This window comes from Variovorax sp. J2P1-31 (assembly GCF_030317215.1).
Lineage (GTDB): Bacteria > Pseudomonadota > Gammaproteobacteria > Burkholderiales > Burkholderiaceae_C > Variovorax.
Window position 1 is genome coordinate 1,073,879 of the sequence record NZ_JASZYA010000002.1, and the last position, 22,962, is coordinate 1,096,840.

The window sequence follows — 22,962 nt, forward strand, 5'->3', positions numbered from 1 at the left end:
CCCGTGACCGATCGCACCCTGCCCGAAGGCCTGCACCGCGACACGCTCGCGCTGCGCACCGGTCTGGCGCCGAGCCAGCATGGCGAGCATTCCGAAGCGCTGTTCCTGACCAGCGGCTTCGTGCAGCCCGACGCCGAAACCTCGATGCGCCGCTTCGCCGGCACCGAGGACGGCTTCACCTACTCGCGCACCTCGAACCCCACGGTGGCCAGCTTCGAGCGGCGCCTGGCGGCGCTCGAGGGCACCGAGGCCGCGATCGGCGCCTCGACCGGCATGGGCGCGATCCTCATGATGTGCATGGGCCTGCTCAAGGCCGGCGACCACGTGATCTGCTCGCGTTCGGTGTTCGGCTCCACGCTGAACCTGTTCGGCAAGGAGTTCGCCAAGTTCGGCGTCGAGACCACCTTCGTCTCGCAGACCGACGTCGCCGAATGGCGCGCGGCGCTCAAGCCCCACACGAAGTTGCTGTTCGCCGAGACGCCGACCAATCCGCTGACCGAGGTCTGCGACATCCGCGCGCTGGCCGAACTGGCGCATGGCGCGGGCGCGCTGCTGGCGGTCGACAACTGCTTCTGCACGCCGATCCTGCAGCGCCCGACCGAGCTGGGCGCCGACCTGGTGATCCATTCGGGCACCAAGTACCTCGACGGCCAGGGCCGCGTGATGGCCGGCGCGATCTGCGGGCCCTCGACGCTCATCGTCGACGTGTTCGGCCCGGTGGTCCGCACCGCCGGCATGGCGCTGTCGCCCTTCAACGCATGGGTGGTGCTCAAGGGCATGGAGACGCTGGGCATCCGCATGAAGGCGCAGTGCGCCAATGCGCTGGCCGTGGCGCAGTGGCTCGAACAGCAGCCAGGCGTCACGCGCGTCCACTACCCCGGCCTGGCCTCGCATGCGCAGCACGAACTCGCGATGCGTCAGCAGTCGGGGCAGGGCGGGGCGGTGGTGTCCTTCGACGTGGTCGGCGACGACCCGGAGACCGCGCGCGCCAACGCCTTCCACGTGATCAACAGCACGCGTGTCGTGAGCATCGCCACCAACCTCGGCGACACCAAGACCATCATCACCCACCCCGGCACGACCTCGCACGGCCGCCTCACCGAAGCGCAGCGCCAGGCCGCGGGCATCGGCCAGGGGCTGATCCGCCTCGCGGTCGGCCTCGAGTACATCGACGACATCACGGCCGACCTGCAGCGCGGCCTCTGCACCCTGAATTCCTGAGCAACACATGACCGGCAAAGTTAGAACCCGCATCGCACCGTCGCCCACCGGCTTCCTCCACCTGGGCACGGCCCGCACCGCGCTCTATTCGTGGGCCTATGCGCGCCACCACGGCGGCGAGTTCGTGCTGCGCATCGAGGACACCGACGTGGCCCGTTCCACGCAGGACTCGACCGACCAGATCCTGGCGTCGATGCACTGGCTGGGCCTGGACTACGACGAAGGCCCGATCTACCAGATGCAGCGCCTCGAGCGCTACCGCGAAGTGGTCGCGCAGCTGATCGCCGAGGGCAAGGCCTACCACTGCTACTGCTCGCCGGCCGAGCTCGAGGAGATGCGCGAGGCGCAACGTGCGCGCAACGAGAAGACGCTGTACGACCGCCGCTGGCGCCCCGAGCCCGGCAAGGTGCTGCCGCCCGTGCCCGAAGGCGTGCCGCCGGTGGTGCGCTTCTGCAATCCGCCCGAGGGCGACGTGAGCTGGCACGACCTGGTCAAGGGCGAGATCACCATCAACAACCGCGAGATCGACGACCTGATCATCCTGCGGCCCGACGGTGTGCCGACCTACAACTTCGCGGTGGTGGTCGACGACTGGGACATGGCCATCACGCATGTGTTCCGCGGCGACGAGCACATCAACAACACGCCGTGGCAGATCAACATCTTCCGCGCGCTGGGCGCACCGCTGCCGGCCTTCGGCCATGTGCCGGTGATCCTGGGCGACGACGGCCAGAAGCTGTCGAAGCGCCGCGGCGCGGTGAGCGTCACCGCCTATGAAGAGAACGGCTACCTGCCCGAGGCCATGCTCAACTACCTCGCGCGCCTGGGCTGGAGCCACGGCGACGACGAGCTGTTCACGCGCGAGCAGATGGTGAGCTGGTTCGACGGCTCGCACCTGTCGAAGAGCCCCGCGCAGTGGGATGCGGCCAAGCTGGCCTGGGTCAACGCGCAGTACATCAAGGCCAGGACCGGCGACGAACTCGCGCCGCTGGTGGCCGCGCAATTGCACAAGCGCGGCATCGTGGCCGACGAACGCCTGAGCGCGATCTGCACGCTGTTCAAGGACCGTTGCGAGACCACGGTGGCCCTGGCCGACTGGGCTTCGGCCTTCTACGCGGACATCACGGTGAGCGATGCCGACCGTGCGCAGCACCTCACCGACGCGGTGAAGCCGGCCATCGCCACACTCGTTGAAAAATTGATGACGGTCGCCTGGGATCGGGCCTCAATCGCAGCTATGATCAAGGAAGTTCTCGCCGCACATGCATTGAAAATGCCGGTGTTGGCGATGCCAGTACGAGTGCTTGTGATGGGAACATCGCAGACACCGTCCCTCGATTCAGTGATCGAAATTTTTTCCCGCGAAAAAGTTATCGAACGTTTGAAAAGGGCCTGATTTTTCGGGCTATAATTCGAGGCTCGACACCCACACGGGGGTATAGCTCAGCTGGGAGAGCGCTTGCATGGCATGCAAGAGGTCAGCGGTTCGATCCCGCTTACCTCCACCATTAAGTGTCGAGAGTATTGAAGAAGAAAAGTGCTGATCTCAGCACGGTTCCTAAGGTTTTGACCCTATCGTCTAGAGGCCTAGGACACCACCCTTTCACGGTGGCTACCGGGGTTCGAATCCCCGTAGGGTCGCCAGTTTCACGCAAGTGATTCAGGCAACGAGTCGTCAGCACTCGGCTCCGCAAGGAGTGAACGTTGTCTACCAGGAGTGGTAGTTCAGTTGGTTAGAATACCGGCCTGTCACGCCGGGGGTCGCGGGTTCGAGTCCCGTCCACTCCGCCAAGGTTCACGAGGTTCGCCTCGGAAGTGCCCACTGCAAGTGGGTATTTTTTTGTGCCGAACAAGTCTCGCAAGAGCGAAGGACAGGCGCTGATCGCAGCGCGGTTCCCAAGGTTTTGACCCTATCGTCTAGAGGCCTAGGACACCACCCTTTCACGGTGGCTACCGGGGTTCGAATCCCCGTAGGGTCGCCAGTTTCACGCGAGTGAAGCAGGTACGAGTCGTCAGCACTCGGCTCCGCAAGGAGCGAACGTTGTCTACCAGGAGTGGTAGTTCAGTTGGTTAGAATACCGGCCTGTCACGCCGGGGGTCGCGGGTTCGAGTCCCGTCCACTCCGCCAGTATCTTTGGGGTTCACCCAATGAAGAAAAAGCCACCTTAGGGTGGCTTTTTTGCGTGCGCTCCCGTTGTGCTTTTCTTGCTGCCAAGGGTCCGGTGGGGCGTGCGGGGGCCATCCGAGCGAATCCGGTAGAGATGCAAGCCAGGTCGTTCGAATACCTCCTGCGCCGTTGTCGTCTTCGGGGCTCGCGCGCCGCCGCTGCGCGTGTCTTGTCGGCCGGCTGATACGCTCGAGTCGAATGCATGTCGTCGGTCATTGGTGGGGCGGCGTCAGGCGCTTGCCAGGCGCGTGTTCGAAATCCCCCGGGAGCGTCGTGCTCGGTCTACTTGAAAGTTATGAGTTCCAGTAAAAATTCTTCTCCCCCTGCGCCGATTCGCATGGCCGACGTGGCGCAGTTGGCCGGCGTGTCCAAGATGTCGGTGTCGCGCGTGCTCACCGGGCAGCATGTGGGCGAAGACACCCGCGCTCGCGTGATGGACGCGGTACGCCGGACAGGCTATGTGGCCGACGCGGTGGCGGGCGCTTTTTCGTCGGGCCGCACCAACATGGTGGCGGTGCTCGTGCCTTCGCTGTCGAGCTCGAACTTCGCGGAGATGACGCAGGGCATCAACGACGTGGTCGAGACGCGCAACATGCGCTTGCTGCTGGCCCACACGGACTATCTGCCGGACCGGGAGGAGTCGTTGATCCGCACGCTGCTGAGTCATCAGCCGCGCGGCGTCGTGCTGACGGGCGGACAGCACACGACCAAGGCGCGCTCGCTGCTGCGGGGCGCCCACATCCCGGTGGTGGAGACCTGGGAGATCCCCAGCCGGCCCATCGACCGCGTGGTGGGCTTCTCGAATGCCGATGCCGCCGCCGCCATGACGCGCTATCTCTATGAGCGCGGCTACAAGCACATTGCGTTCGTCAGCAGCGCATCGCACCTGGACCTGCGCGGCACGGCGCGACGCAACGGCTATCTCGACGCCGTTCGCGAAGCCGGACTGCACGGGCCGCGCGAGATCAGCCGAACCGAATGGACCGCCGACATGGCCCATGGCACCGCGATGGGCCACGGCGCCGCTGCGTTGGGCCAGTTGCTCGAGCAATGGCCCGACACCGACGCCATCGTGTGCAACAGCGACATCCATGCCTTCGGCGTGATCATGGCCTGCCACCGTCGCGGGCTCTCGGTCCCCGGCGACGTCGCGGTGGCCGGCTTCGGCGACTTCGAGATCTCACGCCATTGCTACCCAACGATCACCACGGTGTCCGTGGACCCCTACGGCATCGGGCGTTCCGCCGGGCAATCGCTGCTGGCCGCGATCGACGGCTCGGAGCCGCCCAACACATCGCGCCGCGAGCTCGCATCGTTCGCCCGCGAATTGCACGATGTGCCGCGCCTGGTCCGTATTCCCTACGAGATCATTCAGCGCGAGAGCGCCTGAGGCCCTCGCGCCGAAGAAGCAGGTCCCGGTGCGGCAGGGATGTCTGCGCGAACCTGGCCGCGCTCAGGCCTTGGCGAGATGGCCGGTGAACTCGGTGACCAGCGGCCTGCCGCCGAAGCAGGCCGCCAGGTTGTCGCGCACCAGCTGGGCCATGGCAGCCCTGGTTTCAACCGTGGCGCTGGCCCGGTGCGCCTGCAGCACGACGTTGGGCAGGGAGCGCCAGCGCAGGTCGATCGCGGGCTCGTTCCAGTAGACGTCGAGCGCGGCGCCGCGAATGCGCCGCTCGCGCAGGTACGCCAGCAGTACCGGTTCGTCGATGATGCTGCCGCGCGCGACGTTGACGAGGATGCCCTCGGGCCCTAGCGCGTCGAACACCTCGAGGCCGATCGCGCCGCGCGGGATCTGGTCGGCCGCGGCACAGACCATGAGGAAATCCACCTCCCGCGCCAGCGCCGCCGCACTGAGGTGGTAGTCGTAGGCGACGTCCTCGAAACGGATGCGGTCGTGGTAGGCGATCTTCATGTCGAAGGCCTCGGCACGACGCGCGACCGCGCGGCCGACGCGGCCGAGTCCCACGATGCCCAGGCGCTTGCCAAACATGCGCGTGGTCAGCGGAAACGAGGCCGTGCCCCATTGCCCGGCCCGCACGAGCGCATCGTTCTGCGGGATCTGGCGTGCGATCGCGAGCATCAAGGCGATGCCGAAATCGGCGACGTCGCCCGTCAGGACCTCCGGGGTGTTCGTGACACGGATGCCGCGCCGCGCGGCATGCGCGAGGTCGATGGCGTCCACGCCCACGCCGTACGAGACGATCACTTCCAGCTTCGGCAGCGCATCGATCAGGGTGGCATCGGCGCCCGATTCGCCATTCGTCGCCAGCACGCGCACACGGGGTGCGACGTCCGCCAGCAAGGCGGCGCGGTCGGTCGTATCCGCCAGCACATGCAGGGTGTAGTGCTGCGCCAACCACGCCATGTCCGATTCCGGGTATCGGGAAACCACCAACAACTCTTCCTTATGCATCCTAAATTCCTTGTGATAGATTTCAGTCGCTGCGGATACCGATAACCAATTTTACGCGAACCCGGGCTGCCTGGTGGGCGATTTGCAGATGGTGACGAGGATCCTTCGGTGGCAACGCCGGAGCGGCCGCGTCGGGTGTCTGGCATGGCGGCCATGCCTCGGGTTGGCACACACGGATCGAAACAGGAGACATGAATGACAGCGAGATATCAGCCCGGTGCCCTGCCGGGGAGGTCGATGCCGCAGGCATCGCAGGCCAGCGATGCACAGGCCGGTGACAAGGCCCCCGTTTCAGCCAGCCAGCTCCGGCGCGCGATCCTGACCAGCTCGGTGGGCAGCGCGCTCGAGTACTACGACTTCGCCATCTTCGGCCTGGCCACCGCGCTGATCTTCAGCCGGGTCTTCTTCTCCACGCTCGACGCCAGCGCCGGCCTGCTCGCCAGTTTTGCGACCTACGGCGTGGGCTTTCTCGCGCGGCCCCTGGGCGGCCTGTTCTTCGGCTCGCTGGGCGATCGCAAGGGGCGCAAGTTCGTGCTGCTGGTGACGATCGCGATCATGGGCATCTCGACCACCTTGATCGGCCTGCTGCCGGCCGGTCCGATGGGGGCCGTCGGCCTGGTGATCCTGCGGCTGGTGCAGGGCTTCGGCGCCGGTGCCGAGCAGGCCGGCGCCTCGACGCTGATGGCCGAGGTGGCGCCCGCGTCGCGGCGCGGCTTCTTTGCGGCGCTGCCCTTCGTGGGCATCTTCGCGGGCTTCGGCATCGCGACCGCGACCTTCAGCGTGATGCAGCACCTGATGGACCAGGAGACGATCCTGGCATGGGGCTGGCGCATTCCGTTCCTGGCCAGCATCGTGCTGATCGGCGTGGCGGTCTGGATCCGACTGCGGCTGCGCGAGAGCCCGACCTTCGTCAAGCTCGAAGGCACGCACAAGGTGGCGCAGTCCCCCATGAAGCTGGTGCTCAAGGAAGCCCGCCGGCCAGTGCTGGCGGCGGTGCTCATGCGCCTGGCCGAGCAGGGCGGCTCGACCATCTACACCACCATCGTGATCGCCTTCCTCGGCGGCACCGTGGCGACGAGGCTGGGCGTGCCGGCCGCCAGCCTCACCAAGATCGGCACCAGCGCCGCGCTGATCGCGACCCTGTCGAGCGTCATCACCACGCCGATGTTCGGCGCGCTGTCCGACCGCTACGGCCGCAAGACCATCTACCGCTTCGGCGCGATCTTCATGCTGCTCTGGGCCTTCCCGGCCTGGTGGATGGTCAACACCGGCGAAATGATGTGGGTCGCCATCGCGATGTTCGGCGGCCTGGCCATCGGGGCCAACAGCATGCTCGGCGCCCAGTGCGCGCACTTCGCGGAACTGTTCGGCAACCGCTACCGCTACTCGGGCGTGGCGCTGTCCAGAGAACTGGGCGCCATGCTGTCGGGCGGGCTGGCCCCCATCCTGGGCATCTACCTGATCGGCGTGGCCGGCGGTGCGTTCTGGGTCATGGGCGCCTACATGGCCGCACTGTCGGTGCTGACCCTGATCGGCGTCGCCATGTCCACCGAGACCCGCGGGCGCGATCTCAGCGACCTGCGCGACGCCATCCACTGAACCATCCGACGGCCGTCCTCCGGTGCGGACGGCAGCGAGCAAACACCATCGAAAGGAAATCGCGCATGCGTGATCGCGTAGCAGGAAAGAAGATCGTCGTCACCGCGGCAGCCAAGGGCATCGGCCGGGCGTCCGCCTTGATGCTGGCCGCCGAAGGCTCGCAGGTGTGGGCGACCGACGTGGACGAGGCCGGGCTGGCCGACCTGAAGGCCCAGGCGCCCCAGGGCAGCGACGTGCGGATCGCGCACCTCGATGTGCGCAGCGACGCGGCCGTCGGTGCCTTCGCGACGCAACTGGGCCGCATCGACGGCCTCTTCAATTGCGCGGGCTTCGTGCATGGCGGCAACATCCTCCAGTGCACCGAGGCGGACTGGGACTTCGGCTTCGACCTCAACGTGAAGTCGATGTACCGCACGATCCGCGCGTTCCTGCCGGCCATGCTGGCGGCGGGGCAGGGCGGCTCGCTCATCAACATGGCCTCGGCGGCCTCCAGCGTGAAGGGCGTGCCGAACCGCTTCGTCTATGGCGCCACCAAGGCCGCCGTCATCGGGCTGACCAAGGCCGTCGCGGCCGACTTCGTCGCTGCCGGCATCCGGTGCAACGCGATCTGTCCGGGCACGGTCGAGTCGCCGTCGCTCAACGATCGCATCGCCTCCCAGGCCCGGGCCACGGGCCAGGACGAAGCGCAGGTGCGCTCCGCCTTCGTCGCGCGCCAGCCGTTGGGGCGCGTCGGCCGCGCCGAGGAGATCGCGGCGCTGGTCACCTACCTGGCGTCGGACGAATCGGCCTTCACGACCGGTGCCATTCACGTCATCGACGGCGGCTGGTCGAACTGACCCCGCGCGTTCCATCCATTTTTCGAACCGAGGAATTTCAAATGAAGCTGATCAGGTGGGGCACGGCGGGCCAGGAGAAGCCGGGCCTGGTGGACGTGCAGGGGCGCATTCGCGACCTCTCGGGCGTGGTGCCCGACATCACGGCCGAGGTGCTGTCGCCCGCGGGCCTGGCCGCGCTGCGGGCGCTGGACGTCGACCGCCTGCCCGAGGTACCCGCGGGGACGCGCTTCGGCGTGCCCGTGGCCTCGGTGTCGAAGATCGTCTGCGTGGGCCTCAACTATGCGGACCACGCGGCCGAATCCAACATGCCGATCCCGCAGGAGCCGGTGCTGTTCCTCAAGGCCACCAGCTCGCTCACCGGGCCGGACGACGAGGTCGTGATCCCGCGCGACTCGGAGAAGACCGACTGGGAAGTCGAGCTCGGCGTGGTCATCGGTTCCCGTGCCTCCTATGTGGACGCGCAGGACGCGCTGGCCCACGTGGCCGGCTACTGCGTGGTCAACGATGTCTCCGAGCGCGCGTTCCAGCTCGAGCGCGGCGGCCAATGGGACAAGGGCAAGGGCTGCGACACCTTCTCGCCCGTGGGACCGTGGCTGGTGACGCCCGACGAGGTGCCGGATCCGGCGGCGCTGCGCCTGTGGCTGAAGGTCAACGATCGCATGTACCAGAACGGCAGCACGGCCACCATGATCTTCGGCGTGGCCCACCTGGTCAGCTACATCAGCCAGTTCATGACCCTGCTGCCCGGCGACATCATCAGCACGGGCACGCCGCCCGGCGTCGGCCTGGGCCAGAAGCCGCCGGTCTACCTGAAGGCCGGCGACGTGATGCAGGTCGGCATCGAGGGCCTGGGCGAGCAGCGCCAGGTCACGCGCGCATGGAGTCGACCATGAACCCGAAGATCGCGTTGGTGACGGGCGCCAGCTCGGGCATCGGGCGCAGTGTCGCGCTGGGCCTGCTCGAGGCCGGCTACCGGGTCGTGCTGGCCGCCCGCAAGGCGCAGGCATTGCAGGATGTCGTCGACAGCGCGGGTGCGGGCGCGGCCGACCGCGCGCTGGTCGTGCCCTGCGACATCAGCGACGTCGATGCGGTGGGCCGCCTGTTCGGCACCATCGAGGCGACATGGGGCCGGCTGGACCTGCTGTTCAACAACGCCGGCGTGTTCACGCCGCAGCGTTCGCTGGAAGACATCGAGTACGCGCACTGGGTCCAGGCCGTGAACGTGAACCTCACCGGCGCCTTCCTGTGCGCGCAGGGCGCGTTCCGGTTGATGAAGAAGCAGTCGCCCCAGGGCGGCCGGATCATCAACAACGGCTCGATCTCGGCGCATGCGCCCCGGCCGCAGGCCGCGCCATACACCGCGACCAAGCACGCCATCACCGGCCTGACCAAGGCCGCATCGCTCGACGGACGTCCCTACAACATCGCCTGCGGGCAGATCGACATCGGCAACGTGGTCAGCGACATGAGCGCGCTCATGGCCCAGGGCACGCTGCAGGCCGACGGGTCGCTCAAGCCGGAGCCGCGCATGGGCATGGACAACGTGGTGCGCGCGATCCTCTACATGGACAGCCTGCCGCTGGAGGCCAACGTGCTGTCGATGAACGTGATGGCCAGCCACATGCCCTTCGTCGGGCGCGGCTGAGGCGCGGTCATCTCCATGACAACAGACCTGCCGCGGCTCGTGCGCTGCGCGTTCTTCAACGGACGCATCAGGCCGGGCATGGAAGACGCGTTCCATCGCCATGTCGATGAACGCATGGTGCCGCTGTGGACGCGTTTTCCCGCCGTGCGGGACGTGCGCGTGCTGCGCCAGCACCAGAGCGACGTGGCGGACCCCGCGCTGCCGCTGGTGCTCGTCATGCACTTCGACAGCCACGAGGACATCGCGGCCGCCCTGGCCTCGCCGGTCCGCCGCGAAAGCCAGCAGGCCTCGCGCGCGCTGCTCGAGATGTTCGAAGGCGCGGTCTTCCACACGGTGTTCGACGCACGGGTGTTCGCGCTCTCGTCGAACGCGACATGAATCCCGGTGCCTGGTCACCGTTCCCATTTCAAGAAAAGAACCCTATGGAAAAGATCCCCCGCCGCCCGCTGCGCTCCCGCGAATGGTTCGCGGATCCGGAGCGCTCGGACATGACCGCGCTGTATCTCGAGCGCTTCATGAACTACGGGCTGACGCCCGAAGAGCTGCGCTCGGGGCGGCCCATCATCGGCATCGCGCAGACCGGCAGCGACCTGTCGCCCTGCAACCGCATCCACCTGGACCTGGCGCGCCGCGTGCGTGACGGCATCCGCGATGCCGGCGGCATCCCGATGGAATTCCCGGTGCATCCGATCTTCGAGAACTGCCGCCGGCCCACGGCGGCGCTGGACCGCAACCTGGCCTACCTCGGCCTGGTCGAGATCCTGTACGGCTACCCGATCGATGCGGTGGTGCTCACCACCGGCTGCGACAAGACCACGCCCGCGGGCCTGATGGCCGCCTCCACGGTCGATATCCCGGCCATCGTGCTCTCGGGCGGGCCGATGCTCGACGGCTGGCACGGCGGCGAGTTGGTGGGCTCGGGCACCGTGATCTGGCGCAGCCGCCGGCAGCTTGCGGCCGGCGAGATCGACGAGGAAGAATTCCTGCAGCGCGCCTGCAGCAGCGCGCCCTCGGCGGGCCACTGCAACACCATGGGGACGGCCTCCACCATGAATGCCGTGGCCGAGGCGCTGGGCATGTCGTTGCCGGGCTGCGCCGCCATTCCCGCGCCGTACCGCGAGCGCGGCCAGATGGCCTACGAGACCGGCCGGCGCATCGTCGAGATGGCCTTCGAGGACCTGCGGCCTTCGCGCATCCTGACCCGCGAGAGCTTCCTCAACGCGCTGTCGGTGGTCAGCTGTGCCGGCGGCTCCAGCAATTCGCAGGTGCACATCATGGCCATGGCCCGCCATGCCGGCGTCGAGCTGCAGGCGCAGGACTGGACCGACCACGCCTACGACCTGCCGCTGCTGGTCAACATGCAGCCGGCGGGCCGCTACCTGGGCGAGCGCTTCTTCCGCGCGGGCGGCGTGCCGGCCGTGATGTGGGAGCTGCAGCAGGCGGGGCGGCTGCACGGCGGGTGCCTGAGCGTCACCGGCAAGACCGTCGACGAGAACCTGCAGGGCCGCGAGGCCAGCGACCGCGAAGTGATCCTTCCTTTCGCGGCGCCTCTGATGCAGCAGGCTGGCTTCGTGGTGCTCAAGGGCAACCTGTTCGACTTCGCGATCCTGAAGACCTCGGTGATCTCCGAGCGCTTCCGCGAGCATTACCTGAACCGACCGGGCGAGGAGGGCATCTTCGAGGCGCGGGCCGTGGTGTTCGAGAGTTCTGACGACTATCACCGGCGCATCAACGATCCGGCTCTGGCCATCGACGAGGGCTGCATCCTGGTGATGCGCGGCGCAGGACCGATCGGCTGGCCCGGCTCGGCGGAGGTGGTCAACATGCAGCCGCCCGATGCGCTGATCCAGCGCGGCATCATGACGCTGCCCACGCTTGGCGATGGCCGCCAGTCGGGGACGGCGGACAGCCCGTCGATCCTGCACGTCTCGCCCGAGAGCGCGGTGGGCGGTGGCCTGAGCTGGCTGCAGACCGGCGACCGGGTCCGGGTCGATCTCAACGCGCGCCGCTGCGACGCGCTGGTGGCACCCGAGGAGATCGAGCGCCGGCGCCGCGAGTTGCCGGCACCGCCCGTGCCCGCGAGCCATTCGCCCTGGGAGGCGCTCTATCGCGAGAAGACCGGGCAGCTGGTGGATGGCGCGACGATGGATTTCGCGCTGTCCTTCCAGCGCATCTCCGAGAAGACGCCGCGGCACAACCATTGACTGCGCGCGGCCGGCGCATCCTCAGTGCGGCGAATCCGGGAAGTAGTACTTCGCCGCGTTGTCCTTGGTCACCAGCACCGAGGGGATGATCGTCGAGGCGGCCATCGGCTTGCCGCTTGCGCGGGCCTCGGCCGTCATCTTCATGGCGTCGGCGATCATGCTCGGGGCGTAGGTCACGTCGGCCGAGACGATCTTGTCGCCGTCCATCACCTTCTTGATGTAGTCCTTGGATCCGGCGCCGCCCACGACCAGCTTCACGTCGCTGCGCTTGGCCTGCTCGATCGCCTTCTGCACGCCGACGGCCATGTCGTCGTCCGAGGCCCAGACCGCATCGATCTGCTTGAAGCGCGTGAGGTAGTCCTGCATCACCTTGAAGGCGTCGTCGCGGTTCCAGTTGCCGTGCTTGGCGTCGAGCACCTTGATGCCGGGATTCGCCTTCATGACCTCGTTGAAGGCATCGACGCGCTGGTTGTCGATCACGGTCGGAATGCCGCGCAGGATCACGAGGTTGCCCTTGCCGCCCATGGCCTTGGCCATGTACTCGGCCGCGACCTTGCCGAAGCCCGGGTTGTCGCCGGCCACGTAGGCGTCCTGCGCGCCCGGGTCGGTCAGGCCGCGGTCGACCACGGTCACGAACACGCCCTTGCCCTTGACCTGCGCGACCGGCTTGGTCAGCGGCGCCGACTCGAAGGGCAGGATCACCAGCGTGTCGATCTTGTTGACCGTCTGCAGGTCCTGGATCTGGTTGGCCTGTTCGGTGGCCGAGCCGGCGGTCTTCACGAACACCTTCATGCCGGGGTACTGCTTCTCCAGTTCGGCCTTGGTGCGGTTGGCCCAGTACACGACGCCGCCGGTCCAGCCGTGCGTGGCCGCGGGAACGGACACGCCCATGACCGGCTTGGTGTCGGCAAAGGAAGCGGTGCTGCACAGCGCGCACGCGGCGAGTGCGATGGCGGAAAAAAGCCTTCTGTCCATGATATGTCTCCTGGTTGGGATCTCTTGGGCGTCAAAGTCCGCGCGCTGCCGGCTGGCCACTGCGCGCATCGTCATCGCCGACCTCTCTGCAGAAAGGCCACGATGATGATCACGAAGCCCTGCACAGCCGCATTCAGGTACACGCTGATGATGCTGGTCAGGTTCAACAGGTTGCTGATCACGGAGAGCAGCACGGCGCCGATCACGGTGCCGAAGATGCGGCCCTCGCCGCCCTTGAGGGCGGTGCCGCCCACGATCACGGCCGCGATCGCCTCGAGCTCCCAGAGCAGCCCGGTGGTGGGCGAGGCCGAACCCAGGCGCGGCACGTAGAGCAGCGTGGCCACGGCGACGCAGCAGCCCAGCAGCACGTAGGTGAGGATCTTCACGCGGTCGACCGCCACCGCCGAGTAGCGCGCCACCTGCTCGTTGGAGCCGATGGCCTGCACGTAGCGGCCGTAGCGCGTGCGGTTCAACAGGAAGGCGCCCGCGAGCGCCATCGCCGCGAAGACCCAGATCGGCACCGGGATGCCGAGCCAGCTCGCGTAGTACACCGGGCTGTAGACGTCCGACAGCGTGCCGTCGAGCGTGATCGCACCGCCGTTGGCGAAGTAGGTGAGGTAGGCGCGGAAGATGCCGAGCGTGCCCAGCGTCACGATGAAGGGTTCGATGCGCCCCTTGGTGATGAGCAGGCCGTGGGCCAGGCCGAAGGACGCGCCCAGCACCAGCGCCACCGCCATGCCCAGCAGCACCGCCGTCACCGGCGAGCCGATGTGCGGCGCCAGCGCGTTCATCACCAGGATCATGCAGCCCGCGATCAGCGCCGCCATCGAGCCCACCGAGAGGTCGATGCCGCCGCTGATGATGACGAAGCTCATGCCCACCGCGATGATGCCGATGAAGGCGGTGCGGGTGAGCACGTTCATCGCGTTGTCCCAGGTCGCGAAGTCGGGGTTGAGCAGCGTGCCCGCGATGCACAGCAGCACCAGGCCGGCGATCGGCCCGACCTCGCGCAGGCGCTGGCGCCAGGGCGTGCCGCCGCGTCGCGCCGGAGGGGGCGCCGTCGGGTCGATGCCGATGGGCGGCGTCAGGCTGTCAGTGGGTGCCGGTGGCATGCGCGATGAGCTCCTCTTCGGTCAGGTGGTCGGCGTCGAGCGTGGCCTGGACCGTGCCGGCACGCATCACGACGACGCGGTGGCACAGGCCGATCAGTTCCATCAGCTCCGACGAGATGACGACCACGCCGCGGCCTTCGGCCGCCACCTGGTCGATCAGGAAATAGATGTCGCGCTTGGCGCCGACGTCGACGCCGCGCGTGGGCTCGTCCAGCACCACCACGCGCGGGCCCGGCTGCAGCACCTTGGCCATCGCCAGCTTCTGCTGGTTGCCGCCCGACAGCGCGCCGGCGCGCGCGCCCAGGTCGCGCGTGCGGATGCCGAAGTCCGCCACCGCGCGCGTCAGCGCCGCGGCTTCGGAGCGACGGTCGAGCCAGGGATGGGCGTGGCGGTCCAGGTCCATCAGCGTGAGGTTGTCCTGCAGCGGCAGCCGCACGTGCAGGCCGCAGCCCTTGCGGTCTTCGCTCAGGTAGGTGAGGCCGGCGCGCGCCGCGGCACGCGGATCGGCGAACGCAACCGCTTGCCCTTCGATCTCGACCGTGCCGCCCTCGCGCGCGCGCAGCCCCAGCAGCCCTTCGAACAGTTCGGTGCGGCCCGCGCCCACCAGCCCGGCGAAGCCGAGGATCTCGCCGGGCCGCACGTCGAAGCTCACGTCGTGCGCCCAGCCGGGCACGTTCAGCCCGCGCACGGCCAGCAGCGGCGCCGCCGGCTCGGGCCGGCGCCGGACAGGGAACATGTTGGAGAGCTCGCGCCCGACCATCAGGTTCGCCATCTGCTGGCGCGAATGCTGCGCGGTCGGTCCGCGCATGACGAAGCGGCCGTCGCGCATGACCACGATCTCGTCGGTGATCCGTGCGACCTCGTCGAGCTTGTGCGAGATGTAGACGATGGTCACACCCTGCGCGCGCAGGGTGCGGATCAGGCCGAAGAGGCGCTGGCTCTCGGACGGCGTGAGCGTGGCCGTGGGCTCGTCCATCACCAGCAGCCGCGCGCTGCGCGACAGCGCCTTGGCGATCTCCACCAGCTGCTTCTCGGCCACGATCAGGTCGCGCACCCGGGTGTCGGGATCGACCGCGAGGCCGACCGCGCCCAGCGCCTCCTGTGCCGCGCGGCGCATGCCCGGGTCGTCGAGCCGCCAGCCGCGGCGCTTCTCGCGCCCGAGGAAGATGTTCTGCGCCACCGTGAGATCCTCGGCCAGGTTGAACTCCTGGTGGATCAGCACCACGCCCGCGTCCTCCGCGTCGCGCGAACTCCGGAAGGCGCGCGCTTCGCCGTCGATCGACAGCGTGCCACCGCTGGGGCGCTCGTAGCCCGAGAGGATCTTCATCAGCGTGGACTTGCCCGCGCCGTTCTCCCCGAGCAGGCCCAGCACGGTGCCGGGCGCGATGTCGAAGCTCACGCCGTGCAGCACCTGCACCGGCCCGAAGTCCTTCGTGATCGCGTCGAAGCGGACGTGCAGGCTCATCTCACACACCGACCCAGAGGCCACCGCCGGCGGACGAGCGGATGGCCGCTTCGATGAAGGCGACGCCGTGGATGCCGTCTTCCAGCGTCGGGAAGTTCACTTCCTGGGCCGGCGCGCGGCCGTCGCGCGCCGCGCGGATGGCATGGCCGATCTCGCTGTAGAGCGTGGCGAAGCCCTCGAAGTAGCCCTCGGGATGGCCCGCGGGAAGGCGCGTGACGCGGGCCGCGTCCGCATGGGCTGTGCCGCTGCCGCGCGAGAGGGTCTGCGGCGCCTCGCCGAAGCGCGACACCTGCAGCCTGTTGGGCTGCTCCTGCTGCCACTCGAGCCCGGCGCGGCTGCCGTAGACGCGGATGCGCAGCGCGTTCTCGTTGCCCGGCGCGACCTGGCTGGCCCAGAGCATGCCGCGCGCGCCGTTGGCATAGCGCAGCATGATCTGCACGTTGTCGTCGAGCGCGCGGCCGCTGACGAAGGTGCTGAGTTCGGCGCACAGCTGCGAAGGCTGCATGCCCGCGATGAAGCCCGCGAGCTGGTAGGCGTGCGTACCGATGTCCCCGATGCAGCCGCCCGGGCCGGAGCGCCGCGGGTCGGTACGCCAGGCCGCCTGCTTCTGGCCGGTGGTCTCGAGCGGCTCGGTCAGCCAGTCCTGCGGGTACTCGACCTGGACCAGCCGGATCTCGCCCAGCTCGCCGTCGCGCACCATGCGGCGCGCCTGGCGCACCATGGGGTAGCCGGTGTAGTTGTAGGTCACGGCGAAGATGCGACGGCGCGCCTGCGCGATCGCCCGCAGCCGGTGTGCGTCCGCCACCGTGGTGGTCACGGGCTTGTCGCAGATCACGTGGATGCCGGCCTCGAGAAAGGCCTCGGCCACGGCCGCGTGCTGGTCGTTGGGCGTCACGATGGTCACGACCTCGATGCCGTCGGCGCGCGCGGCCTCCTCGCGCGCCATGGTGCGGTAGTCGGGGTAGCTGCGCGCGAGGCCGATCGCGGCCGCCGAGCGGGCCGCCTTCTCCGGCGTGGAGGAGAGCGCGCCGGCGCTCAGCACGAACTGGTCGTCGAGCCGCGCGGCGATGCGGTGCACGGCGCCGATGAAGGCGCCTTCGCCGCCGCCCACCATGCCCAGGCGGATGCGGGCGCTCGCCGCCTCCGCATCGCTGTAGCTGGCTTCGATGGTCATGGCGCCACCGGCTCCAGGCCCAGCATGCGGCGCAGCTGGGCCGGGTCCTTCTGGCCGCCCGCAAAGTCGTCGAAGGCCTTCTCCGTGACCCGGATGATGTGGTCGCGGATGAAGGCCGCGCCTTCCGCGGCACCGGTCTCGGGGTGCTTGAGGCAGCATTCCCACTCGAGCACCGCCCAGCTGTCGTAGCCGTACTGGGCCATCTTGGAGAAGATGGCGCCGAAGTCGATCTGGCCGTCGCCCAGCGAGCGGAAGCGTCCCGCGCGGTCGATCCATGGCTGGTAGCCCGAATAGACGCCCTGGCGGCCGGTGGGGCGGAACTCGGCATCCTTGATGTGCAGCGCCTTGATGCGCGCGTGGTAGATGTCGATGAATTCGAGGTAGTCGAGCTGCTGCAGCAGGAAGTGCGAGGGGTCGTAGTTGATGCAGCAGCGCGGGTGGTCGTCCACGCGCTGCAGGAACATCTCGAAGGTGGTGCCGTCGAACAGGTCCTCGCCGGGATGCAGTTCGAAGCAGACGTTGCAGTCGGCTTCGTCGAAGGCATCGAAGATCGGGCGCCAGCGCTTGGCCAGCTCGTCGAAGGCGGCTTCGATCAGGCCCGCGGGCCGCTGCGGCCACGGGTAGAGGTAGGGCCATGCCAGCGCGCCGGGAAAGCTCACGTTGCTCTTGAGGCCCAGGTGGCGCGAGGCGCGTGCCGACAGCAGCATCTGCTCCACCGCCCAGGCCTGGCGCGCCTTGGGGTTGCGCCGCACCGCCTCCGGTGCGAAACCGTCGAAGGCTTCGTCGTAGGCCGGGTGCACGGCCACCAGCTGGCCCTGCAGGTGGGTGCCCAGTTCGGTGATCGCCACGCCGTTCTCGCGGGCGATGCCCGCGACCTCGTCGCAGTAGGTCTTCGATTCGGCCGCCCGGCGCAGGTCGAAGATGCGCGCGTCCCACGACGGGATCTGCACCCCCTTGAAGCCCAGGCCGCCGGCCCAGCGCGTGATCGACTGCCAGGAGTCGAAGGGGGCTTCGTCGCTTGCGAACTGGGCCAGGTAGATGCCTGGGCCCTTGATGTTGCTGGCCATGTCTCGCTCCTTGGTGGGCTTCGTTTTTTCAGAGATAGCTGCTGACGAGGTGCTCGAGCCGTTCCTGCCCGGCCGAGCGGGGCTGTGGCTCGAGGGCACGTGCTTCGGCGTCCTGTGCCAGGTCCGCCAGCGACAGCTCGCCGCGCAGGATCGACTGGCCGCGGGGCGTGTCCCAGCCCGCGTAGCGCGTGTCGACGTGGCGCTGCAGGGCGCCGTCGCGCACCATGGCCTCGGCCACCAGCAGGCCGCGGGCGCACAGGTCCATGGCGGTCGCATGGGCCCAGACCAGGTCGTCGGGGTCTGTCGACTGGCGCCGCAGCTTGGCGTCGAAGTTGAGGCCGCCGGTTGTCAGGCCGCCGGCGCGCAGCACCTCGTACAGCGCCATCGCGACGTGCTGCAGGTTGTTGGGGAACTGGTCGGTGTCCCAGCCCAGCAGCTCGTCGCCGCGGTTCATGTCGAGCGAGCCGAAGATGCCCAGCGCGTGGGCCAGCGCGATCTCGTGCTCGAAGCTGTGGCCCGCGAGCAGCGCATGGTTCTGCTCGATGTTGACCTTCACCTCCTTCTCCAGGCCGTGCGCCTGCAGGAAGCCGTAGACCGTCGCGACGTCGTAGTCGTACTGGTGCTTGGTCGGCTCGGCCGGCTTGGGTTCGAGCAGGATCGGGCCCTTGAAGCCGATCTTGTGCTTGTGCTCGACCACCAGGTTGAGGAAGCGGCCCAGCTGTGCCAGCTCGCGCTTCAGGTCGGTGTTGAGCAGCGTCTCGTAGCCTTCGCGGCCGCCCCACAGCACGTAGTTGGCACCGCCCAGGCCGTGCGTCACGTCGAGCGCGTTCTTCACCTGCGCGGCGGCATGGGTGAAGACCTCCGGGTCGGGGTTGGTCGCGCCGCCGGCCATGTAGCGCCGGTGCGAGAACAGGTTGGCGGTGCCCCAGAGCAGGCGCACGCCGGTGTCGGCGATCTGGCGCTCGAACACCTGGGCCACCCGGCGCAGGTTGCGGTTCGATTCCGCCAGCGTCGCGCCCTCTGGCGCGACGTCGCGGTCGTGGAAGGTGAAGAAGGGCGTGTCGACCAGCCGGAACAGGTCGAAGGCCACGTCGGCCTTGTGCAGCGCCTGTTCCATCGGGTCGCCGGGACCGTGCCAGGGCCGCTGGAAGGTGGCGTCGCCGAAGGGGTCGAGGCCCGCGCCGACGAAGCTGTGCCAGTAGCAGACCGCGAAGCGCAGCTGGTCCTCCATGCGCTTGCCCAGCACCAGCCGGTCCTTGTCGTAGTAGCGGTAGGCCAGGGGCTCTTCCGCGGATGGCCGGAACCCGGGGCCGCGGAAGACGATCGGGCGTTCGAAGCCGAAGAAGGGGGCGCGTGCCGCGGCGGAGGGCTCAGTGGTCATGGCGTGGGTTCCAGTCGGTCAGGAAGAAGCGGTGGAGAGGGCGTGGGCCGAAGGGGCGCGCCGGAGCAGGCCGTAGAGTTGTTGCCAGCGCGCATGCATCGCGTCGTAGCGGCGCGCACGCGCGCCATCGGGTTCGAAGCTGCGCAGCCGCGGCGGCTTGGCGAAGAGCCGCTCGCCGTCGGCCGCCGCGCGGGCGAGCCGGGCCGCGCCGAGCGCGCATCCGTGCTGGGAACCGGCGGCCTGGTGCAGCGGCAGGTCGAGCACGTCGGCCAGGATCTGGTTCCAGGTCGCCGAGCGGGCCCCGCCGCCGATCAGGTCGGCCTGCGTGAGCACCGTGCCGGCGGCCGCCAGTGCATCGCGCGCGTCGCGGAAGGCGAAGGCCACGCCCTCGAGCAAGGCACGCGTCATCGCGGGCCGGTCGGTCGCCGCCGACAGCTGCAGGAAGCCCGCGCGCAGCGCCGTGTCGTTGTGCGGCGTGCGTTCGCCCGACAGGTAGGGCGCGAACCAGCAGGCCGGGTCGCCCGGTGGCGAGGCGTCGAGTTCGCGCAGCAGCGCTTCCTCGCTCACCTGCTGGATGCCGGCCCACCACGACAGGCAGGAGGCCGCCGAGAGCAGCACGCCCATCTGGTGCCAGGTCCGTGGCAGCGCGTGGCAGAAGGCATGCACCGCGCGCGCGGGGGCCGGCGCGAAGCCCGCGGTGGTGGCCCACAGCACGCCCGAGGTGCCGAGCGAGACGAAGGCGTCGCCGGCAGCCACCGCGCCCACGCCGATCGCGCCGGCCGCGTTGTCGCCCGCGCCGCCGGCCATGACCGGCGCGCGGTCGAAGCCCCAGCGGGCCACCCATTCGGGGCGCAGTTCGCCGCTGCGCTCGGTGCCTTCGACCAGGCGCGGCATCTGCGATGTGTCGAGGCCGCAGGCGGCCAGCAGTTCGGAAGACCAGCGCCGCTGCCCGACGTCCAGCCAGAGCGTGCCCGAGGCATCGGACATGTCTTCCGCGAATTCGCCGGTGAGCTTCCAGCGCAGCCAGGCCTTGGGCAGCAGCACCTTGGCGATGCGGTCGGCATGGTGCGGCTCGTGCGCGCGCAGCCAGAGCAGCTTGGGCGCGGTGAAACCCGGCATCGCGGGGTTGCCGGTGCGTGCGCGCAGCTGCAGCGCCGGCGCTTCGAGCGTCTCGCAATGGGCGGCGCTGCGGCCGTCGTCCCACAGGATGCAGGGGCGCAGCACCTCGTCGTTCGCATCCAGCAGGGTCGCGCCGTGCATCTGGCCCGACAGGCCGATGCCGCGCACCGCGGCGAGCGCGCGGGGATGCTCCGCGCGCAGCGCATCGAGGCAATCGCAGGTCGCCTGCCACCAGTGCGCCGGGTCCTGCTCCGACCAGCCCGGGTGCGGGCGGCTGACCTGCAGCGGCGCACTCGCGACCGCGAGCGGGCGCTCGTCGTCCAGCAGCAGTGCCTTGACGCCGGAGGTGCCGAGGTCGATGCCCAGCGTGATCACGGCAGGTTGTCCTTGAGGTAGATGTCGATGCGGATGCGTTCCTGGTCCGCATGCACCGGCTCGTGCGTGACGCGCGCGATGGCCAGGCGCAAGGCCGAGCGGATCTCGTGACCCGCGTCCTGGTTGATCACCGCATCCATGGTGCCGTCGAGCAGGTCGGCGCGCGCGGCCAGCGTGAGTTCGTGGCCCACGAAGACGATCTCGCGGGCCTTGCCGCCGGCCTTGAGCGCGGCCGAGATCCCGGGGTTGCCCGCGCCCACGCTGTAGATGCCGCGCAGCTGCGGATGCTCGGCCAGCAGCCGGGCCGTGAGCCGCTGCGTGAGCCGCGGGTCTTCCTTGCCTTCGAGCGGCGGCAGCACCCGCAGCTGGGCGAACTCGGCGCCCATCACCTGGCTGAAGCCGAAGCTGCGCTCCGCATGGTCGCGCAGCGACAGGCTGCCCACGATGACGCCGATGTCGCCGCGCGTGCGTCCGGCGAAGCGCCCCAGCAGCGTGGCGGCGGTCCGGCCCGCGGCCACGTTGTCGATGCCCACGAAGTGCTGCCGGCGCGAGCGGGGCACGTCCGAGACCAGCGTGATCACCCCTTTGCCGCGCGCCACCAGATGGTCGATCGCGTGCTGCACCAGCGGATGGTCGAGTGCCATGACGACCGCCGTCTCGCACTGCTCTTCCAGCGAGAGGATCAGGGCCGCGAGTCGCTGGGGCTCGAAGACGTCCACCTCCAGCGTGCGCGCCGTCACGCGGTGGTCGGCCATCCAGGCACCGTTCTCGACCACCTGCTCGCGCAGCACGTCCACGAAGCTGTTGCTGCCCGAGGGCAGCACGAAGCACACGCGGTGCAGTTGCGTGCGCGCCAGCCGGGCGGCCGCGGGGTCGGGCCGGTAGTTCAGGCGGTCGATGGCCTCCTTGACCCGGGCGATCGAGCGCGCATGCACGCCCGGCCGGTTGTTGATGACGCGGTCGGCCGTGGCCAGGCTGACCTGCGCCTCGCGCGCCACGTCGCTCAGGGTGGCGCGCGGGCTGGAGAGATCGGATTCCAATGACATGGCCGAATGGTGAGGTACGTACGTCAAAAATGAAAGTAGGTGGATTCACCTAGAGGTTCACCACTGTCTGGAATACCGAAGCGGTTGGATGACGGCCTTTGAGGGGCGCACGTCATAAATGCACGCAGCAGCGCGCGCAAGGATCGCCATCCGGCGCGACGCCGGTGCGCGTGTGTGTGCGCGCGGGCCGCAGATCGCGTCGTGCGTGCCGGCCTTGCCGCGACAGGGCCCCGCTATCCCGGCGCGACTCGGCCGGCCTGCGCGCCGGAGCCTGGCTGGAGCGCCTCCATCAGCAGCACCAGCGCCGGGCTTCTCGGTGCGCCTTTTCTGAGCACCAGCTCATAGGGCTCGCTGCGGGATGTGAGCTTGAGCGCCAGGGTGCCCACGAGGCCGTTGTGGCAGAAGTAGTTGGCGACGTCGTCCGAGACCAGCGCCACCAGGTCGGTGTTGCGCCCCAGCAGGGTGAGGGTGGTGAGCGCCGAGGTCGTCTCGATCAGGTGCTGCGGAAAGTTGAGCTGCGCTTCGTGGAACTCGCGCTCGAGCAGGCGGCGCATGGGCATGTGGGCGCGGTAGACCACCCAGCGGCTGTCCTGGAGTTGCCGGAGTTCGACCGCTTCGGCGCCCATGGCCGGGTGGCGCACGTTGGCGATCACCGACAGCGTTTCGTCCTTCACGAACAGCGCCTCGTAGACACCCGGGTTGCGGCTCACCGAAGAGCGGCAGATCGCCGCGTCGAGCCGCCCGCGTTCGATCAGGCCCAGCAGGGTCTCGCTCGTGTCCTCCACGATTTCCACCGACATGTGCGGCTGCTGCTTGAGCAGGCCGGACACCGCGTCCGACAGCAGCGGGGCCGCGCCCATGATGGTGCCGATCGCCAGGTGTCCGCCCGCGCCGCTGGCGATGGCCTCCAGCTCGAAGCGCAGCTTGTCGATGTCGGACTGGATGAGCCGCGCGAAGCGCAGCGCGCAGTGGCCGGCCTCGGTCGGAATCAGGCCCCGGTTGGTGCGCTTGAACAGCGCCACGCTCAGGGTCGCCTCCAGTTCGCGCAGCGCCTTGCTCGCGCCCGGTTGCGTCAGGCCGACCTTGTCGGCGGCGCCCAGCAGGGAGCCGCTTTCCTCGACCGCGATCAGCAGCCGAAGCTGCTTGGCGTGCAGCCGCGACAT

Annotated in this window: 19 protein-coding genes and 5 tRNA genes; 14 read left to right on the forward strand and 10 right to left on the reverse strand. The window is 68.8% G+C overall.

Translation table 11 applies throughout. From position 1 onward, the window contains the following. The first annotated feature begins 3 nt into the window (after window positions 1–3). From QTI20_RS16100 to QTI20_RS16135, 8 genes are all read left to right on the forward strand, one after another. Window positions 4–1,221 carry an O-succinylhomoserine sulfhydrylase gene (locus QTI20_RS16100; protein WP_286552331.1) on the forward strand — a complete coding sequence of 406 codons (1,218 nt, stop codon included), beginning with the start codon at window positions 4–6 and terminating at the stop codon, window positions 1,219–1,221. Between the two features lie 7 nt (window positions 1,222–1,228). After that, on the forward strand, window positions 1,229–2,617 hold the full coding sequence (gene gltX, locus QTI20_RS16105) for a glutamate--tRNA ligase (RefSeq protein ID WP_286552332.1): 1,389 nt from the start codon (window positions 1,229–1,231) through the stop codon (window positions 2,615–2,617). Window positions 2,618–2,653: 36 nt separating this feature from the next. Next, a tRNA-Ala gene (locus QTI20_RS16110) sits at window positions 2,654–2,729 on the forward strand. A 60-nt stretch (window positions 2,730–2,789) separates the two neighbouring features. Next, window positions 2,790–2,865, forward strand: a tRNA-Glu gene (locus QTI20_RS16115). A 70-nt stretch (window positions 2,866–2,935) separates the two neighbouring features. Continuing rightward, window positions 2,936–3,012, forward strand: a tRNA-Asp gene (locus tag QTI20_RS16120). Between the two features lie 115 nt (window positions 3,013–3,127). Then, window positions 3,128–3,203 (forward strand) — tRNA-Glu (locus tag QTI20_RS16125). A 69-nt stretch (window positions 3,204–3,272) separates the two neighbouring features. Beyond that, window positions 3,273–3,349: transfer RNA gene (locus tag QTI20_RS16130), tRNA-Asp, on the forward strand. A 376-nt stretch (window positions 3,350–3,725) separates the two neighbouring features. Beyond that, window positions 3,726–4,778: a LacI family DNA-binding transcriptional regulator gene (locus tag QTI20_RS16135; protein WP_183024126.1), complete on the forward strand. Its 1,053-nt coding sequence runs from the start codon at window positions 3,726–3,728 to the stop codon at window positions 4,776–4,778. Between the two features lie 63 nt (window positions 4,779–4,841). Here the strand turns inward: QTI20_RS16135 and QTI20_RS16140 are convergent, their stop codons facing one another. Beyond that, the gene (locus QTI20_RS16140) at window positions 4,842–5,801 is read right to left on the reverse strand and encodes a 2-hydroxyacid dehydrogenase (RefSeq protein WP_286552333.1); all 960 of its coding nucleotides are present in this window, start codon (window positions 5,799–5,801) and stop codon (window positions 4,842–4,844) included. A gap of 195 nt (window positions 5,802–5,996) precedes the next feature. On the opposite strand from QTI20_RS16140, the gene QTI20_RS16145 reads away from it, so the two are divergent. The 6 genes from QTI20_RS16145 (at window position 5,997) to QTI20_RS16170 (ending at window position 12,085) form a co-directional block, all read left to right on the forward strand. Then, entirely contained in the window at window positions 5,997–7,400 is a 1,404-nt protein-coding gene (locus QTI20_RS16145) for an MFS transporter (protein ID WP_286552334.1), read from the forward strand. Window positions 7,401–7,465: 65 nt separating this feature from the next. Then, window positions 7,466–8,236 carry an SDR family oxidoreductase gene (locus QTI20_RS16150; RefSeq protein ID WP_286552335.1) on the forward strand — a complete coding sequence of 257 codons (771 nt, stop codon included), beginning with the start codon at window positions 7,466–7,468 and terminating at the stop codon, window positions 8,234–8,236. 41 nt (window positions 8,237–8,277) lie between these two features. After that, window positions 8,278–9,129, forward strand: a complete 852-nt coding sequence (locus QTI20_RS16155) for a fumarylacetoacetate hydrolase family protein (RefSeq protein WP_286552337.1) — start codon at window positions 8,278–8,280, stop codon at window positions 9,127–9,129. After that, window positions 9,126–9,881 carry an SDR family oxidoreductase gene (locus QTI20_RS16160; protein WP_286552339.1) on the forward strand — a complete coding sequence of 252 codons (756 nt, stop codon included), beginning with the start codon at window positions 9,126–9,128 and terminating at the stop codon, window positions 9,879–9,881. Before QTI20_RS16155 ends, QTI20_RS16160 begins: the two co-directional genes overlap by 4 nt. 15 nt (window positions 9,882–9,896) lie before the next feature. Beyond that, the gene (locus QTI20_RS16165; RefSeq protein WP_183023834.1) at window positions 9,897–10,259 is read left to right on the forward strand and encodes a putative antibiotic biosynthesis monooxygenase; all 363 of its coding nucleotides are present in this window, start codon (window positions 9,897–9,899) and stop codon (window positions 10,257–10,259) included. Between the two features lie 44 nt (window positions 10,260–10,303). Continuing rightward, window positions 10,304–12,085 carry an IlvD/Edd family dehydratase gene (locus QTI20_RS16170; RefSeq protein WP_286552341.1) on the forward strand — a complete coding sequence of 594 codons (1,782 nt, stop codon included), beginning with the start codon at window positions 10,304–10,306 and terminating at the stop codon, window positions 12,083–12,085. A gap of 21 nt (window positions 12,086–12,106) precedes the next feature. On the opposite strand, the gene QTI20_RS16175 is transcribed toward QTI20_RS16170, so the two are convergent. From QTI20_RS16175 to QTI20_RS16215, 9 genes are all read right to left on the reverse strand, one after another. Next, the gene (locus QTI20_RS16175; RefSeq protein WP_286552342.1) at window positions 12,107–13,060 is read right to left on the reverse strand and encodes an ABC transporter substrate-binding protein; all 954 of its coding nucleotides are present in this window, start codon (window positions 13,058–13,060) and stop codon (window positions 12,107–12,109) included. Between the two features lie 71 nt (window positions 13,061–13,131). Continuing rightward, window positions 13,132–14,172 (reverse strand): ABC transporter permease, encoded by a 1,041-nt coding sequence (locus QTI20_RS16180; protein WP_286552344.1) that lies wholly within the window; start codon window positions 14,170–14,172, stop codon window positions 13,132–13,134. Then, window positions 14,153–15,637 carry a sugar ABC transporter ATP-binding protein gene (locus tag QTI20_RS16185; protein ID WP_286552346.1) on the reverse strand — a complete coding sequence of 495 codons (1,485 nt, stop codon included), beginning with the start codon at window positions 15,635–15,637 and terminating at the stop codon, window positions 14,153–14,155. The genes QTI20_RS16180 and QTI20_RS16185 overlap by 20 nt, the downstream gene beginning before the upstream one ends. A 1-nt stretch (window position 15,638) precedes the next feature. Beyond that, a complete protein-coding gene (locus QTI20_RS16190) occupies window positions 15,639–16,811 on the reverse strand; it encodes a Gfo/Idh/MocA family protein (RefSeq protein ID WP_286552349.1) in 1,173 nt (390 codons plus the stop codon). After that, a complete protein-coding gene (locus QTI20_RS16195) occupies window positions 16,808–17,878 on the reverse strand; it encodes a sugar phosphate isomerase/epimerase family protein (RefSeq protein ID WP_286552351.1) in 1,071 nt (356 codons plus the stop codon). The genes QTI20_RS16190 and QTI20_RS16195 overlap by 4 nt, the downstream gene beginning before the upstream one ends. 28 nt (window positions 17,879–17,906) lie before the next feature. After that, complete coding sequence (gene xylA, locus QTI20_RS16200) at window positions 17,907–19,259, reverse strand: xylose isomerase (RefSeq protein WP_286552353.1); 1,353 nt, start codon at window positions 19,257–19,259, stop codon at window positions 17,907–17,909. 18 nt (window positions 19,260–19,277) lie between these two features. Then, a complete protein-coding gene (xylB, locus tag QTI20_RS16205) occupies window positions 19,278–20,753 on the reverse strand; it encodes a xylulokinase (RefSeq protein ID WP_286552354.1) in 1,476 nt (491 codons plus the stop codon). After that, window positions 20,750–21,799, reverse strand: a complete 1,050-nt coding sequence (locus QTI20_RS16210; RefSeq protein WP_286552355.1) for a LacI family DNA-binding transcriptional regulator — start codon at window positions 21,797–21,799, stop codon at window positions 20,750–20,752. Before QTI20_RS16210 ends, xylB begins: the two co-directional genes overlap by 4 nt. Before the next feature lie 233 nt (window positions 21,800–22,032). Further along, window positions 22,033–22,962, reverse strand: a complete 930-nt coding sequence (locus tag QTI20_RS16215) for a LysR family transcriptional regulator (protein ID WP_286552356.1) — start codon at window positions 22,960–22,962, stop codon at window positions 22,033–22,035.